The sequence below is a fragment of the [Clostridium] aminophilum DSM 10710 genome, from assembly GCF_000711825.1.
Classification (GTDB): Bacteria; Bacillota; Clostridia; order Lachnospirales; family Lachnospiraceae; genus Clostridium_R; species Clostridium_R aminophilum.
Map to the genome: position 1 here is coordinate 179,275 of NZ_JONJ01000001.1, position 15,784 is coordinate 195,058.

Sequence of the window (15,784 nt, forward strand, 5' to 3'; positions counted from 1 at the left end):
ACGCGGATTCTGAAGCCGGCTTTCCCGCTTCCTCTCCGGCGTACTCGCCGACCATTCCGTTGGGCACTTCCGCCACCCGCTCAAACCGCCAGTGCTGCTCCACCTCCGGATACTTCTTCCGGTCAACCGGACTCATAAACATATCGAGCGGTCTCACATACACTCCGAAGTCGTCGTATAAAGCCTGGTAGACGACCATCTTCTCCCTGCTCTCCGAATGCGTCGCCACCGCAATGATCTGATAATACCTGTTCTTAAAATGGCGGTAACGCTCGCCCGGTTTCGGCCATTCGCGCATCGTCTGCCTCCTTCCGGCATTTTCCGGCCTGAAGCGCCGGTTTCCGCCGTCCTGTCTGCTTTTTTATCTCTAATGTCAAATATTCCCCCGGGGCCGACGGCCTCGGGAGAATACGTAATGTCACCTCATGGATTACCGGTTCTGATCCGGTGTCTCTTCATTTACCACATGCTCTGCGGTGTCTTTGCGGTCCTCTGTGTCGGCATCCGCCGCAGCCACGTCTTTTTCATCCGCTTCTGCGGTGGTCGTCTCTTCCCCATCCGTTTCCGCCGCGGTCACTTCGCTTTCGTCCGTTTCTGTCACGGCTTCCGTCGCGTCGGATTCCGCCGGGCTTTCCTCGGCCGTAATCTCTACCGCGCCCGCATCAGCCGCATCCGTACCGGTCGCATCACCCGCCGAACCGTTTTCTCCTTCCGCAGCTTCCGCTTCGTCCGCCGGAGCGCTCCATTTCAGACGGTTCGCTTCCGCCGCCTCGTGCTCGGCCTGCATTTCCCGCAGAACCTCGCCGGCTTCCTGCTGACGCGGAGTCATATCGGAATCCTCTTCCGTCTTCTCCTCCTCGTCTCCGGTTCCCTCAACCTGATGAAGGATCTTCATAAACTCCTTGCCGGTGATGGTCTCTTTCTCGATCAGGTGAGCCGCGATCTTATCCAGTGCTTCCCGGTGATCGCCGAGAATCTGCTTTGCTTCCGCATAGCACTCTTTCAGGATCCGGATCACTTCCTTATCGATCTCTGCCGCCGTCGCGTCACTGCAGTTCAGCTGTGAACGCCCGGACAGATACTGATTTTCAATCGTCTCCAGACCGATCAGGCCGAACTTCTTCGACATTCCGTAGCGCGTTACCATCTGGCGCGCCACACTGGTCGCCTTCTCGATATCATTGGCCGCACCGGTCGTCACACTGCCGAAGACCACTTCCTCTGCGGCGCGGCCTCCAAGGAAGCCGACCAGCATCGCATGGAGTTCCTTCTCGGAATTGAGGTATTTCTCCTCTTCCGGCACCTGCATGACATATCCGAGCGCCCCCATCGTTCTCGGAATGATGGTGATCTTCTGAACCGGCTCCGCATCCTTCTGGATCGCGTTGACAAGGGCATGTCCGACCTCGTGATAGGACACAATCCGGCGTTCTTCCTGACTCATGATGCGGTCCTTCTTCTCTTTTCCGACAAGAACGACTTCAACCGCCTCAAAGAGATCTTTCTGGCAGACTGCCTTTCTTCCATTTTTGACGGCCATGATCGCCGCCTCATTGATCATGTTGGCGAGATCCGCGCCGACCGCGCCGGACGTAGCCAGAGCGATCTCATTGAAGTCAACGGTCTCATCCAATTTGACATCTTTTGCGTGAACTTTCAGGATCGATACGCGGCCCTTCAGATCCGGCTTGTCGACGATGACACGGCGGTCAAAACGGCCCGGTCGAAGGAGCGCCTTATCCAGAATCTCCGGACGGTTCGTGGCCGCCAGAACCAGAAGTCCCTTGGACGCGTCGAAACCGTCCATCTCGGAGAGCAGCTGGTTCAGTGTCTGCTCGCGCTCATCATTTCCGCCCATACGGCTGTCTCTGCTCCGGCCGATGGCATCGATCTCATCGATGAAGATAATGCACGGTGCCTGCTGTGCCGCCTGCTTGAAGAGATCGCGCACACGGGACGCGCCGACGCCGACAAACATCTCGACGAACTCGGAGCCGGAAATGGAGAAGAACGGAACTTTTGCCTCTCCGGCAACCGCCTTCGCCAGAAGTGTCTTACCGGTTCCAGGAGGTCCGACAAGAAGGGCACCCTTCGGGAGTTTCGCACCGATGGTGGTATATTTTGCCGGATTGTGCAGAAAATCGACAATCTCGGTCAGAGATTCCTTCGCCTCGTCCTCACCGGCCACATCGGCAAAGGTCACGCCGGTCGCCCGCTGAACATATACTTTGGCGTTGTTCTTGCCGACGTTCATCAGACCGCCGCCACCGCCGACCTTCTTCATCATGAAATTGAAGAGGAACATCATGACCGCAATCGGAAGAATCCACTCGATCAGCATACTGATGATGCTCATCGTCGGGTCCACCGCCTGCTGCTCATAGCGCGCCACGCCGGAATCGCTCAGCGTCTGCTCCAGATCCGGGTCATACATCGGCACGGTGTAATACTCCATGCCAAGGATTCCGCCCTCACTCAGTTCAGAACTCTTGCCGTTCTTCGAATCCTCTTTCGGTGTGATCGTGATCTTGGAATTGCTGACCACAACCGATTCGATCTCACCGTCCTTCAGCATCTGTTTGAACTGGCTGTAAGGAATCATTTCCGAGCGGCTCTGCTGCCACCAGCTGTGCATCGCGCCCACGATAAATAGCGTGAACACAAGGGTTACAATCAATGCGGTATAATTCTGTTTTTTCTTCGGATCCCGTCCCCCGCGGTTGTTCTGATTATTTTCGTCCATATCTTATTCTCCAGGATCATGCATGAGCCGGCCTGATCCGGCCTCGCATCCGATCCGCTAAATAAAGTCTGAAAGCACTCTTTCAGACTTGTACTCCGTCAACGCTGTACGCGCTGTATTTTTCGCCGTATCTTACTTTCGAGATATCGCCGCGGACAATTTTCTCCGGTCGGCATTATCTCCTTTTTGAGCAGTTTCGCCGATTTTCACGGTTAGCTGCATAAAATAGATTATAACAAACTGATTTCGTACAATCAATCGAAATCTATGCTATACTTGCGGGAAGAAAGGAGCCGATTATGGCGAAAAATGAACTCATGCACGTGGAGCATCCGTTCCCGGCAATTTATGATAAAGACTCTCGGATTCTGATTCTCGGATCGTTTCCGTCCGTAAAATCCCGCGAGATCAATTTCTTCTACGGGCATCCCCGAAACCGCTTCTGGAAGCTCATCTCCCACCTCTGCGGCGAGGCCTGTCCGGAGACGATCGAGGAAAAGACCGCATTTCTCCACCGGAACCACATCGCGCTTTGGGATACCATCGCCAGCTGCGATATTCACGCCTCCAGCGACAGTTCGATCAAAAATGCGGTTCCGAACGATCTGACTCCCATCCTGAACGGAAGCCGGATCGAAGCCATCTACACCAACGGCAACGCTTCCTATCAGCTGTATGAAAAATACATCCGGCCGGTTCTCGGGATTCCGGCCACAAAGCTTCCGTCCACGAGCCCGGCAAATGCCGCCTCGAAATTTGACGATCTGGTCAATGCATGGCGCCGGGTGACCTTCCATCTGAAGAGCACGCTCAGCTACCGCGAATGCCGCCTCTGCCCGCGCAACTGCGGCGTAGACCGCCTGAAAACACGCGGATACTGCCAGAGTCCGGCTTATGCCGTTGCGGCCAGAGCGGCGCTCCATCCGTGGGAAGAACCCTGCATCAGCGGCGGCCGCGGAAGCGGAACCGTATTTTTTACCGGCTGCACACTCCGCTGCTGTTTCTGCCAAAACTATAAAATCAGCCAGGAAGGCTTTGGAAAACCGGTCTCCTCGGGCCGTCTTTCCGAAATCTTCCTCGAACTGCAGGAAAAGGGTGCGCACAACATTAACCTGGTCACCGCCGCCATGTATGCGCCCACAGTCCTCGAAGCCCTGGAAGCGGTACGCGGAAAACTCACCATTCCGGTGGTTTACAACAGCGGCGGATATGAAAAGCCGGAGATCATCCGGGCTCTCGCACCGTATGTCTCCGTCTGGCTTCCGGATCTGAAATATTGCTCGCCGCATCTTGCAAAGAAATATTCCGGCGCAGAAAACTATTTTGAATATGCCTCAAGAGCCATCCGCACCATGATTGAGGTTGCGGGCGAACCGGTATTTGAAACGGATAATGACACTACCCTGCTTCAGCGCGGCGTGATCATCCGCCATATGGTTCTTCCGTCCCACCGGGACGACTCGATCCGCCTGCTCGAATGGATCGCCGGCGAACTCCCGAAGGGGAAATACCTCATCAGCATTATGAGCCAGTACACCCCCTTCTATCACAGTACCGATTTCAGGGAAATCAGCCGGCGCATCACCTCATTCGAATACAACCGTGTCATTGACGCCGCCATCGAGCTGGGGCTGACCGAGGGCTTTATGCAGGAAAAGAGCAGCGCGAAAGAAGAATACACGCCGCCCTTTGAACTGGATGGAATCTGACAAAGTCCGCAAACAGGCTTCGGCTCCCCGTCCACTCACTTCTGCGGGGAGCTTGAGTAACTGCATTGGATGATTGCTATGACATGAACATCAGATCGCATAATCAAAATCCTGACGGAGAATCCGCTTCAGAAAACGAACCGTCTTCTCATCCTTCGGATGACTGAAGATCTCCTGCGGAGATCCTTTTTCTACCACCACGCCTCCTTCCATGTAAACAACTTCCGTCGCCGCCTGCTGCGCAAAACTCATCTCGTGGGTGACAACAATCATCGTTGCCCCCTCTTTTGCAAGATCCTTCATGACATTGAGAACCTCGCCGACCAGCTCCGGATCCAGTGCGCTGGTCGGTTCATCAAAGAGGATCACCTCCGGATTCGATGCAATCGCTCTCGCAATGCCGACGCGCTGCTGCTGTCCTCCGGAAAGCTGGGACGGATAGTAGTCGCACCGGTCGCCGAGGCCGACCCTCTCCAGCGCTTTCTTCGCCGTCTCGATCGCCTGCGCTTTCGGGATCTTCCTGGCAACAATCAGGCCTTCGGTTACATTTTCCAGAGCGGTCTTATTGGCAAAGAGATTGTAGTTCTGGAACACAAATCCGGTCCGTCTGCGGATTTCACTGATGTCCTTTTTCGATGCGTTCTTCAGGTCCGCGTGAATCTCGTCGAAATCCACGGTTCCCTGATCCGCCCGCTCCAGATAATTGATGGTCCGGAGAAAGGTCGTCTTGCCGGAGCCGCTCGGTCCGAGAATGACAATGATGTCTCCCTTCTTCACTTCCAGGTCCACGCCCTTGAGAATCTCATTGTTTCCATATGATTTGTGTACATTGTGCAATTTCAGCATAGCGGCACCGCCTTTCCTTTTTTCGTTCCTCACCGGAACATAAGCCTACATTTCATCTATTATCCCACATCTGTCAGGCGACAGACGTTCTCCGGAATGCCGAGATCCGTTTCTCCGCCACCCGGAAGAGAAGCTGTACCACGGTACAAAGAACGATGTAGAGAATCAGCACCACCAGATATGCCTCAATGTAGTTGTATCCAAATGCAGCTTCCTTCTTCGCAATCGCCATGATATCCTGTACGGTCATCATGTACGCGAGCGATGTGCTTTTCAGAACGCTGATGGTTGTGTTGCAGATATTCGGCAGCGCCGCCGTCAGTCCCTGCGGAACAATGATCCGTCGGTACGCCTGTCCGGTTGTCAGTCCCACCGAAAGCGCCGCCTCCATCTGACCTGGGCCGATGGAAAACAGTGCTGACCGAAATACCTCCGTCAGAACCGCCGTCGTGTTCAGGGTAAAAACGGCAAACGCATATACGATCGGATTCATGTCAAAAATAGGGAGATGAAGTCCGAGTATCGTATTAAACACGTGATTCAGCGTGGTCGGAAGAAGACTGTAAAAAAACAGGATCTGAAGAACGATCGGCGTTCCTCTCACGAAGGAGATGTAGCCGCGAATAATCCGGTTCCCTTTCTCCCCTCCGGCCAGCCGCCGGATGGCAAAGAAGAACGCGATCGGCGAAGACAGGAGCATGGTCACGATCGTGATGATGAGTGTTGTCGGTATGCCCTTCATCGATTCCATCAGAGCCTGCAGGATAAATTCTGTGTTCAGTTCCATGCTCTTTCCCTCCTGTCTCCGGATGATTTCTCTTCTTTCCTCTCGCCAGAACACTCTCCAGCATTCCGAACGTCTTCTCCAAAATCAGTGTCAGACTCCAGTAGATCAATGCCAGCGCAATATATACTTCCAGTCCGTACGAGCCGTGATTTATACCGATCATCAGCTGTCCCTGACCCATAACGTCAATCATACCGATGGTGTAGGACAGGGAACCTTCCTTCATCAGGCTGACCAGCGCGTTGCAGAAATTCGGAAGCGCCACAACTGCGGCCTGCGGAAGGACAATTCTTCGAAACGCCTGCAGTTCACTCATTCCGGCTGCCAGCGCTGCTTCGCGCTGGCCCGGATCGATCGCCTCATAGGAAGAGCGGAACACCTCCGCCATGTTTGCGGAAAACAAAATTGAAAAGGTAGTGATCACAAAGAACCATTTGCTCGAATCATTGATATTCACACCGAACGATAACAGCAGCTCCGGAAGCCCGTAATACACAATGAACAGCAGCACAATGGACGGGATGCATCGCACAATATAGATATATGCCTGTGCAACTGCATTGGAAATCTTTCTGTTCCGGATTCTCGCTCTCGCCACAATCAGCCCGATCAGACCGCCGAAAAAACACGTTCCCAGCATGGTTCCAAGCGTCACGCCGATATATGGCAGAATGCTTGCCAGCGCCGTGAGAATAAATGAAGGATGAAACGGCCTCATATATGGTCACCTCCTGCTCAAATCATTTTCCCTGTTCTTTACGCCGCCTTTACTTTTACAAAGAGTTCTGCCGCCTCTCTTACCCACTGGTAATGCTCAACCGGCGTATCTGCCGGAACGGTGCAGTCTGCGCCGAGAATGATTCCGGTTGTGCCGGACTCCTCCAGAATTCTTCTGGTCTCATCCTGAATCTCTTCCTTACTGCCCTTGTAGAGAATTCCGTCCTTTGTATTGTTGAAGCCGCCGATCACCGCTCTTCCGCCGAAAAGCTTCTTCGCTTCGCCAAGGCTGAGCCCTTCTACGGTTGCCGCATAGTTGATCGCCTTTGCCGGATAGTCAACATAGGTTGTCAGGTCATTGACCGCACCTTCATAACCGCAGATATGGAGAATGTTGTAGTCGCCGGCCGCATTGGCAGCCTCCAGCACTTCCAGCTCGCTCGGTGCGATCAGTTCCTGATACTCCTCCTTGGAAAGTCCCGCTCCCTGAATATTCTGGAAGCTGTAGTAAATGCCGTCTGCGCCGCCTTCGCGGATCACTGCCGCTGCCAGCTGCTTCACATCCTTTGCGATCTCGCTGAGTGCAATCCGTACCGCCTCCGGATCTTCCTTCAGGAACTGATTGAACAGCGTTCCGACAAAATTGGTGCCGGAACCCGGAATCGCATTGTTATAATCCAGAATCCATTTCAGGTATGTCGCCGGAGCGAAGACATTGTAGAATGTCGCCAGCTTGTGATCCAGTTTCCGGTTCACTTCCTTTACCAGATGAACCTGCTTGTCGATCCAGTCCTGCGGATCCGCCGCTTTGACATTTCTCAGATCTGCTGCAGTCTTCACGGCATCCACCGTCGGGTTCGGGTAACGGAAATATCCGTCACTCATGATCTTCACAAAGTCCGGATGGAAATCATCGAAGAACTTCTGATGACCTGCCAGGTTTCTGGAAAGGATCTTCGGGCTGTCCTCATACAGTGCGTCAAATGCGTAATGATACCAGAATCCGACCGGAACTCTCTCTACCGGCTTGTTGTCAAGTGCATCCAGTACCAGCTGTCTCTTATTCTCTGCCATAATGTTGTCCTCCTCTTCCTGTTCGTTCTTTTTTCTCTTTTTTCTTTTTCTCTTTTTTACTTTTTACTTCTTTTTATTTACCTGTTCATTCCATGTTGTTTCAGGACATTCTCCCCGGTTATTCACTGAAATCAGAGCTGATCGCCCTTCTTGTAACCCTTCGGAACCAGTTCAAACAGATCGTATCCGAAATACTCTTTGGAAAGCTTGGACAGCGTTCCATCTGCTTTCAGCTTTTCGATCGCCCCGTCGTATGCATCTGCCAGTTCCTGATTGTTCTTATTGAAGAGCGGCCAGGTCGGGATGCCTTCATACGGTACATAGGAAAGCTTGTCGACGTAATCGTGATACTCGCCGTCATCGCCTACGATGTTCGCCTCGTAGGATGTGCGAATCTCGAAATATGCGTCATATCTGCCCTCGGTTACCCACTGATATGCGTCGGATACCTGGAAGGCATCGGATGCTTCCAGTTTGATCTGAGAATCCGGATGATTCTTGTTAAAGTTCTCTACGATGTTGTACTGCGCGTTCTGCGGAGCGATCGGAACAAGTTTGCCTCCGTCCTTCGCGAATGCCTCCAGATCGGTGTACTTGTCTTTGTCCTCTGCCCGGAACAGAATTCCGATAACCGATGCACCGATGTAATTCTTCGGGAAAACATAGGTTTTCGATCTCGCTTCGGTCCACCAGACGCCCTTGGTTCCGACATCGTATTTTCCGGATTCGACTCCGACGAGAAGGTCATCATCGGTAGTCGGAGTGAATTTAAATTCGTACTGCGGAAGAAGTTCGTCGACCGCTTTCATGACCGCTACTTCATATCCGTCAGATCCGCCGTCCGGTGTCTGGAAATCATACGGCTTGTAATAATTGGTATGTGCTACCTGAATCGTCTGTACTTCGCCGGTGGAAGGATTCTCGCTTTTCACCGTCTCGGCGGCTGCTTCCGTTGCCTTTGATGTCGCCTCAGCGGAAGCGGCGCCTGCAGAGGCCGCCCCCGTGGATGCTGTGTTTGCCGCACTGCTTCCACATGCGGCAAGTCCTAAAGTAAATGCTGCTGCAAGCCCAAGTGCTGCTGTTCTCTTCATGTTTTTCTTCATCAGCCAGTTCCTCCATTTCCCATTCCCCGTTATTTTCGGATGTTAATCTTTATATCTCCTATCTGTTTAGTAGGATTATGGATAGGAGATTATCACAAACCATTTCCGGCGTCAACAAAAAAACTATATACACTAATAGTGTAACTATAAATCGGATTACTGATATGATCAGGGGAAGTATGGAAACACGCTATTTATCACACTTTCCAGATCTTTTCATCCGGGTCTTTGGAGATGTTTCACGCATAAACGAAGCAAATCCACTAGGCTCGAGAAAACCAGCCTCAGCACGCATGCGTCGCCAAGTGGATTTCCATGGTACGCACTAAGCTCGAAAACACCAGCCTCAGCACGCTATTTCACTAAGCAGCATAGCTGCTAAGTGAAATATGCGTCGCTAAGTGCTCCACCAAAAAGAGGAGACGAGATCACTCGTCTCCCCAAAGTTCAATATATCGATCAAATCTCGGCAGCCTGATCCTCAGGTAGCCTCTGGTACCGCCATCTATGATATGTTTATTGATAAGCCGCTCTCTCACAACAGAGTAATTTGCCTTATTGGTCATCAGTTCCTTGATATCACTGGTTTTTCCGGTTTTTGATCTGTATATACAGCGAATCAGTTCTTTTTCTCTCTCTGAGATACTTTTCCAGATCAAATCATAGGAATCCCGGAAAAGAATCCGTCATCTTCATTTTTATCCCTCGCTTGTTATTATTTTCTTATCTTGTTATCTTTTGTTATTCTTTTGCTGTTTTTGTCATCTTTTGTTATTCTTTTGCCGTTTTTGTCATCTTTTGTTATTATTTTATCTCGTTTGTTATCATTTTTTAAATCGCATATTCCCCACATGCGAGGGGAGACCCCAATTTTAGACAAAACTTCGATTTCTCTATCATTAAAAGTTTTCTTTATACAGCCTTGATATTCTGCTAATAATTTGATTTTTATTATGACCTTTCATAATAACCGTCTACATTCCCGATTTTGGGCACACAAAAATAGGGTATCGATAACTTTCTTTACAATTATCGATACCCTATCGTTCTACATTATCCAATGGTCTGTACCTCGTAGAATTTGCTGTATTCAGTTTTCTCTTCGCAACTCCTTTATCCACATCGCCGAACTATCGATTTATTTACTTTCCTGATTGCTCTGAATCGCTTCTTCCCACTAATACTTTCTCGTCATATTAATGAACCGAATCCTGTTCAGTTGTTCAATACTTGGAATTGTTCGGTGTTCTTCTTCCTGTCTGCTGGAGTTGTTGGCCTTGTCTTATCCATTTTGTTTATATCGGTCGATCTATGTAAATATATCTTAACGAAATATCTTTACTCTTCTTCCATCTGTCCTTTTCCAACTTCTGGGTTTTCTACCTGACCTTTATAAACGTTATATCTTTGGTAAGACGAACTATCCTGTACTTCGGACTCACATCCTTTCTTTTTTTAGTATGGTTTTTTGCTATCAACTCTTATCTTGACCTAAGTATAGCGAATGCGGTTTCATTTGTCAATACTTTTTTCAAATATTTTTCAGATTATCTTTCTACTTGTTATCACGATTATTATATTTACACAATTTATTTGAATTGTATATATTTTTGTGTTGGACGCGAAATTCCCGATTTGACGTTCTGACACTCTTTCCCTTCTACGCTTTTCCGGTTGTCTCCTTGCCGCAAACATCCTCCGCCGTACACATTGACTTCTCTCATACGGGTGCTATAGTTAGAATATCCGGGCGCTGTTCCGCGCCTGCCCGCGACCGTTATGTCGCACATTTCTTTCGCGTGCCCGCCAATCTGCACGCGCCACACATTTCTTTCGCGTGCCCCCGACCTGCACGCGCCCTGCTTCCTGTCTTTGGAGGTTCATCTATGAAATACGAATTCTTTCTCGACACTTTATTGTCCCTTGTCTCAGACCGCATGAAGGACCGCTGTGAAGTCCGGCCGATTCAGGTTCTCAAGAACAACGGCTGCCGTCTGGACGGTCTGTCTTTTCTGACACCGGGCTGCAGCATTTCTCCGACAGTGTATCTGACACCGCTTTATTCGCTCTGCGAGGACGGAATGACCGTCGATGAACTGGCTGACCGGATCGTCCGTACCGCAGAGGAGACGCCGGCTCCGCTTCCGGTTTCCATCCCGGACCTGACCAGTGAGAACACCATTCGAACCAATACCTGTCTCCGTCTGGTCAGCCGCGACCGCAACACCGAGTTTCTGGCGGATGTTCCGCATATCGATTTTCTGGATTTTTCCATCATTCCGTATCTTTGCCTCGGCGAGCACGAAGACCGGCGGATGACGGCAGTTCTTCACCGAAGTCATCTGCAGAATTTCGACATCACGGAAGAAGAGCTGATGCAGCTTGCGTTGGAAAACACGGTGCGGCTTTTCCCGCCGACGCTTCACTCGATGGACGAGGAACTTCACCTTGAAAATGTCGACGATCCGCTTCCTCTCTACGTTCTGACGAACCCCTGGGCCGCATCCGGCGCAGCCGCTATCCTGTACCCGAATCTCCTGAAGAATTTTGCTGACTCCCTCGGCGAGGACCTGTTGATTCTGCCGTCGAGCATTCACGAAATCCTGCTTCTGCCGAGTTCGATGGTATTGAGCCTGAACGACGTGGACAAGATGATCCGCGAGATCAACGCGACACAGGTTTCTCCGGAAGAACGGCTTTCCGATCACCATTATCTCTTCCATCGAAAGGACAATACGATCTCTGCGCCGACCTGTCCGGAGATTCCGGCGCAGTCGCTAAATTTCGCACAGATGATGCCGTGCGCGGTTGCCTGAAGAATACAGGGGAGCTCCACGAATCAGAAAACAGCCCTGCCGCGTCATTTCCGGCGCAGTCAGAGCTGTTTTCAGCATACATTTTTTGGTTTCACTTCAAGACAGGCGATGTCACATATTCAACCGCCGTTTTCGAGATCCAACAGCACTTTCCTGATCTCAACGATGCGGTCGCGAAGAGCTGCGGCCTCCTCAAAGTTGAGTTCTGCCGCTGCCTGACGCATTTTCCTGGTGAGCTTGTCGGAGAGCTTCTTCAGCTCGTCCATGCTCATACTCTCCGGATCTTTCTCGACCCGGTTCGTGATGCCGTCCGCCGCCTGCGAGATCGTGATCAGGTCGCGCACGGCTTTGCGGATCGTGGTCGGCGTGATGCCGTGTTCTTCATTATACTGTTTCTGGATCGTGCGGCGTCGCTCGGTCTCTTCGATCGCACGCCGCATGGAATCCGTGATGGAGTCCGCGTACATAATGACGTGACCATCGGCATTTCGGGCTGCACGGCCCACCGTCTGAATGAGCGAAGTCTCGGAACGAAGGAAGCCTTCCTTGTCCGCGTCAAGAATTGCCACCAGTGTGATCTCCGGAATGTCCAGACCTTCCCGCAGAAGGTTGATGCCGACCAGAACATCAAATACATCCATTCGCATGTCACGGATGATCTCGGCGCGTTCCAGCGCAGCGATGTCCGAGTGGAGATATTTCACGCGCACGCCGGCCTCCCGCAGATAATCCGTGAGATCTTCCGCCATGCGCTTCGTGAGTGTCGTGACCAGAACTTTGTTGTGATGATCGGTCTCTTTCCGGATCTCGCCGAGAAGGTCATCGATCTGCCCCTTTGTCGGACGGACTTCGATCTCCGGATCCAGAAGTCCCGTCGGTCGGATGAGCTGTTCGGTCCGGAGAAGCTCGTGGTCGGCCTCGTACTGCGCCGGCGTCGCGGAACAGAACAGGATCTGATCGATCTTCCCTTCCCACTCCTCAAAGTTCAGAGGACGGTTGTCCAGAGCGGACGGAAGGCGGAAGCCGTATTTCACAAGGACACTTTTCCGGGAGCGGTCGCCGTTGTACATGGCGCCGATCTGCGGGATGGTGATGTGCGACTCATCGATGATCGTCAGGAATTCATCCGGAAAATAATCAATCAGCGTGCACGGCGGGTCCCCCGCTTTTCCAAAATTGAGCTGCCGGGTGTAGTTCTCGATGCCGGAGCAGAATCCGGTCTCCCGCATCATCTCAACGTCAAAGTTCGTTCTCTCGGCAATTCTCTGCGCTTCGATCAGCTTGTCCTCACTCTTGAAAAATGTGACCTGCTCGTTCATCTCCTCCAGAATATTTTCCGTCGCCCGCATCATCTGATCGTGCGGAACCACATAGTGGGACGCCGGAAAAATCGCCACATGCTGAAGAAGGGACTTGATCTCGCCCGTCGTGGAATCGATCGCCGCGATCCGGTCCACCTCATCGCCGAAGAATTCGATCCGGTACGCTTCACCGGAGGAATACGCCGGATACACCTCAAGGGTGTCGCCGCGGACGCGGAAACTTCCTCGCTTGAAGTCCATGTCATTTCTGCTGTACTGAATCTCAATCAGCTTTGTGATGACCTCATCCCGGTCTTTTTCCATTCCCGGGCGCAGTGAGACGACCATCTTCTTATAGTCGATCGGCGATCCGAGGCCGTAAATGCAGGAGACCGAAGCGACAATGATGACGTCATTTCTCTCTGAGAGGGCGCTTGTGGCCGAATGCCGCAGACGGTCGATCTCATCGTTGATGGCAGAATCTTTCTCGATATAGGTATCCGTCTGCGGAATATATGCCTCCGGCTGATAGTAATCGTAATAGGACACAAAATACTCTACGGCGTTTTCCGGAAAGAATTCCTTAAACTCGCTGTAAAGCTGCGCCGCCAGCGTCTTGTTGTGGGCAATGATGAGCGTCGGCTTGTTCAGCCGCGCAATCACATTTGCCATGGTGAACGTCTTTCCGGAACCGGTGACACCCAAAAGGGTCTGCGCCTGATTTCCTTCTTTGAAGCCGTCTACCAGCGCATCGATCGCCTGCGGCTGATCGCCGGTCGGCGAAAACTCGGAGTGAAGAACAAAATGATCCATGGGAACCTCCCTATCCTTAAGCGGACTCTGCCATCGCTCTGCCGTATGTTTCCAGTTCTTTTGCATGATCTGCGGCAGATAATCTCCTTAATGCCTGATCTGATCGTTTTCAGAATTTCCGTGTTGTCTGATGTGATGTCTCTTCCTTCGGCTGAACGTTTGCCTTAATCTTAGCCCGAACGTTTTCCTTATCCTTCACCCGGATCAGCCTGTTTCCGTACCGCCGCCTTTCGGATCTCCTCCACGGCATCCCGGCGGACGGAAAAGCCCGGTTTCACCGCGTCTTTCTCATCATAGTCATCCAGAAAGCTGTACTCCCACTCGTCCGTATGATAACCGATCATGGTTTTCAGACTGACATTGGTGGTCGCGTGAAAGATATTGCGGTCGACGTTCGGATCCTTTTTGCGGAGTTCCTCCACGAGCGCTTTCATGTCCGCACGGCGGGATTCCTTGCCGTTGTCCGCTGTCGCACAGTTTTCCGTAAAACGGCACGCACACTGAATGAAATGAAGATGATTGTAATCCCTCCACGCTTTCACATCGTGTTCATGAACAAAATACATCGGGCGGATCAGTTCCATCCCCTCAAAGTTCTTGCTGTGAAGCTTCGGCATCATGGTTTCAAACTTTCCGGCAAACAGCATTCCCATGAGCACCGTCTCCACGACATCGTCAAAATGATGTCCGAGCGCGATTTTATTGCATCCGAGTTCCTTCGCTCTCGAATAGAGATAACCGCGCCGCATTCTCGCACAGAGATAGCAGGGGCTCTTCGGAATGTCCGCGACGACATCGAAGATCTCGGAATCAAAGGATGTCAGCGGAATGCCCAGAATTCTGGCGTTATTCTGTACGATCGACCAGTTTTCCTCATTATATCCGGGATTCATGCACAGAAAAACCAGGTCAAAATGTACCTTGCCGTGTTTCTGCAATTCCTGCATCAGCTTGGCCAGAAGCATGGAATCCTTTCCGCCGGAGATACAGACCGCAATCTTATCGCCCTTTTTGATCAGCTCAAAATCATGCACAGCCTTGGTAAAGGGTCTCCAGACGGAGCGGCGGTAGGTCGTGATGATGCTCTTTTCGATCGCCGCGGTTCTCGCGTGAAGCTCCTGTTTTTCATCCGATCCGGTTTCCCGCTTCAGAGCCAGGCGGAGCCAGGAACGCCAGCCGCCGTCAATATTGAACGCATCATATCCGTCTGATTGGAGCTGGTCGGTAAACCCGGCGCTGGTCTGGCCGGTATAACCGAGAAGATAGACCGGATATTCGCGGGAGATTTCATTTTTTCTGTCTCGGAATTCCTCCGCCGGAATATTCACGGCGCCCGGAATCGTTCCGCCGGCAAAATCCTCCGTTTTCCGGATATCCACGACCGTCCGGTGCTCTGCGGAGATCTTCTCCAACTCTTCAACTGTAATTGATTTCATCGATCAACCTCAATTCATCTGTAATCTTCGATTTACAGGACATGCGAAGCATTTTCCTATGATATCGAAAAAGCCCCGGGATGTATCCCGAGGCACTCACTGGGCTAGAAGGATTCGAACCTTCACAATGACGGAGTCAGAGTCCGCTGCCTTACCATTTGGCTATAGCCCAATATTCTGTTTCGCAGTGGTGCGTCGCCCGACTGCAGAAGTTATTATATCACTCTATAGAAAAGTGTCAAGCATTTTTTTAAATGATGTAATTTTTTGTTTTACACATACGAAAGAAACGATTCGCGTTCCCTCCGTTCTTTTGAATCGGGCTTCTGAATCAGGCTTCTGAATCAGACTTCCGAATCGGACTTCCGAATCAGACTTCTGAATCGGGATATTTCTTCTTGACGAAATGTGACGAATCAAATACAATCATAGCAATTAT

At 51.4% G+C, this 15,784-nt stretch carries 9 protein-coding genes, 1 tRNA gene and 3 pseudogenes; 3 read left to right on the forward strand and 10 right to left on the reverse strand.

The window, feature by feature from the left end:
- Positions 1 to 64 precede the first annotated feature (64 nt).
- Both BR86_RS16530 and ftsH read right to left on the reverse strand, forming a co-directional pair.
- Positions 65 to 298, reverse strand: a pseudogene (locus tag BR86_RS16530) (DUF1653 domain-containing protein); the annotation flags it as partial.
- Positions 299 to 430: 132 nt separating this feature from the next.
- Positions 431 to 2,743, reverse strand: a complete 2,313-nt coding sequence (gene ftsH / locus BR86_RS0100825; RefSeq protein WP_081843944.1) for an ATP-dependent zinc metalloprotease FtsH — start codon at positions 2,741 to 2,743, stop codon at positions 431 to 433.
- 317 nt (positions 2,744 to 3,060) lie between these two features.
- On the opposite strand from ftsH, the pseudogene BR86_RS16535 reads away from it, so the two are divergent.
- A pseudogene (locus tag BR86_RS16535) lies at positions 3,061 to 3,513 on the forward strand (DNA-deoxyinosine glycosylase); the annotation flags it as partial.
- Positions 3,514 to 3,540: 27 nt separating this feature from the next.
- Positions 3,541 to 4,452 carry a radical SAM protein gene (locus tag BR86_RS0100830; RefSeq protein WP_031471125.1) on the forward strand — a complete coding sequence of 304 codons (912 nt, stop codon included), beginning with the start codon at positions 3,541 to 3,543 and terminating at the stop codon, positions 4,450 to 4,452.
- A gap of 90 nt (positions 4,453 to 4,542) precedes the next feature.
- Here BR86_RS0100830 and BR86_RS0100835 read toward each other — a convergent pair whose 3' ends face one another.
- The 5 genes and pseudogenes from BR86_RS0100835 to BR86_RS0100855 all read right to left on the reverse strand — a co-directional run bounded on the left by BR86_RS0100835 (position 4,543) and on the right by BR86_RS0100855 (position 8,979).
- Entirely contained in the window at positions 4,543 to 5,298 is a 756-nt protein-coding gene (locus BR86_RS0100835; protein ID WP_031471126.1) for an amino acid ABC transporter ATP-binding protein, read from the reverse strand.
- A gap of 73 nt (positions 5,299 to 5,371) precedes the next feature.
- On the reverse strand, positions 5,372 to 6,085 hold the full coding sequence (locus BR86_RS0100840) for an amino acid ABC transporter permease (protein WP_031471127.1): 714 nt from the start codon (positions 6,083 to 6,085) through the stop codon (positions 5,372 to 5,374).
- 88 nt (positions 6,086 to 6,173) lie between these two features.
- A pseudogene (locus BR86_RS0100845) lies at positions 6,174 to 6,803 on the reverse strand (amino acid ABC transporter permease); the annotation flags it as partial.
- Positions 6,804 to 6,841: 38 nt separating this feature from the next.
- A complete protein-coding gene (locus BR86_RS0100850; RefSeq protein ID WP_031471129.1) occupies positions 6,842 to 7,876 on the reverse strand; it encodes a uroporphyrinogen decarboxylase family protein in 1,035 nt (344 codons plus the stop codon).
- A gap of 131 nt (positions 7,877 to 8,007) precedes the next feature.
- A complete protein-coding gene (locus tag BR86_RS0100855; protein WP_031471130.1) occupies positions 8,008 to 8,979 on the reverse strand; it encodes a transporter substrate-binding domain-containing protein in 972 nt (323 codons plus the stop codon).
- Positions 8,980 to 10,865: 1,886 nt separating this feature from the next.
- On the opposite strand from BR86_RS0100855, the gene BR86_RS14930 reads away from it, so the two are divergent.
- The gene (locus tag BR86_RS14930; protein WP_051684488.1) at positions 10,866 to 11,795 is read left to right on the forward strand and encodes a DUF5688 family protein; all 930 of its coding nucleotides are present in this window, start codon (positions 10,866 to 10,868) and stop codon (positions 11,793 to 11,795) included.
- A gap of 119 nt (positions 11,796 to 11,914) precedes the next feature.
- Here BR86_RS14930 and uvrB read toward each other — a convergent pair whose 3' ends face one another.
- The 3 genes from uvrB to BR86_RS0100885 form a co-directional block, all read right to left on the reverse strand.
- Complete coding sequence (gene uvrB, locus BR86_RS0100875; RefSeq protein WP_031471133.1) at positions 11,915 to 13,909, reverse strand: excinuclease ABC subunit UvrB; 1,995 nt, start codon at positions 13,907 to 13,909, stop codon at positions 11,915 to 11,917.
- 188 nt (positions 13,910 to 14,097) lie between these two features.
- Positions 14,098 to 15,345, reverse strand: coding sequence for a PP-loop family protein (locus BR86_RS0100880; protein ID WP_075034384.1), 1,248 nt, complete (start codon positions 15,343 to 15,345; stop codon positions 14,098 to 14,100).
- A gap of 99 nt (positions 15,346 to 15,444) precedes the next feature.
- Positions 15,445 to 15,517 (reverse strand) — tRNA-Gln (locus BR86_RS0100885).
- Positions 15,518 to 15,784: the final 267 nt, after the last annotated feature.

What these genes read in the sequence shown, in the direction of transcription:
- ftsH (WP_081843944.1), bottom strand. Translation starts at nt 2,743, where the DNA reads ATGGACGAAAATAATCAGAACAACCGCGGGGGACGGGATCCGAAGAAA.
- BR86_RS0100835 (WP_031471126.1), bottom strand. Translation starts at nt 5,298, where the DNA reads ATGCTGAAATTGCACAATGTACACAAATCATATGGAAACAATGAGATT.
- BR86_RS0100840 (WP_031471127.1), bottom strand. Translation starts at nt 6,085, where the DNA reads ATGGAACTGAACACAGAATTTATCCTGCAGGCTCTGATGGAATCGATG.
- BR86_RS0100850 (WP_031471129.1), bottom strand. Translation starts at nt 7,876, where the DNA reads ATGGCAGAGAATAAGAGACAGCTGGTACTGGATGCACTTGACAACAAG.
- BR86_RS0100855 (WP_031471130.1), bottom strand. Translation starts at nt 8,979, where the DNA reads ATGAAGAAAAACATGAAGAGAACAGCAGCACTTGGGCTTGCAGCAGCA.
- BR86_RS14930 (WP_051684488.1), top strand. Translation starts at nt 10,866, where the DNA reads ATGAAATACGAATTCTTTCTCGACACTTTATTGTCCCTTGTCTCAGAC.
- uvrB (WP_031471133.1), bottom strand. Translation starts at nt 13,909, where the DNA reads ATGGATCATTTTGTTCTTCACTCCGAGTTTTCGCCGACCGGCGATCAG.
- BR86_RS0100880 (WP_075034384.1), bottom strand. Translation starts at nt 15,345, where the DNA reads ATGAAATCAATTACAGTTGAAGAGTTGGAGAAGATCTCCGCAGAGCAC.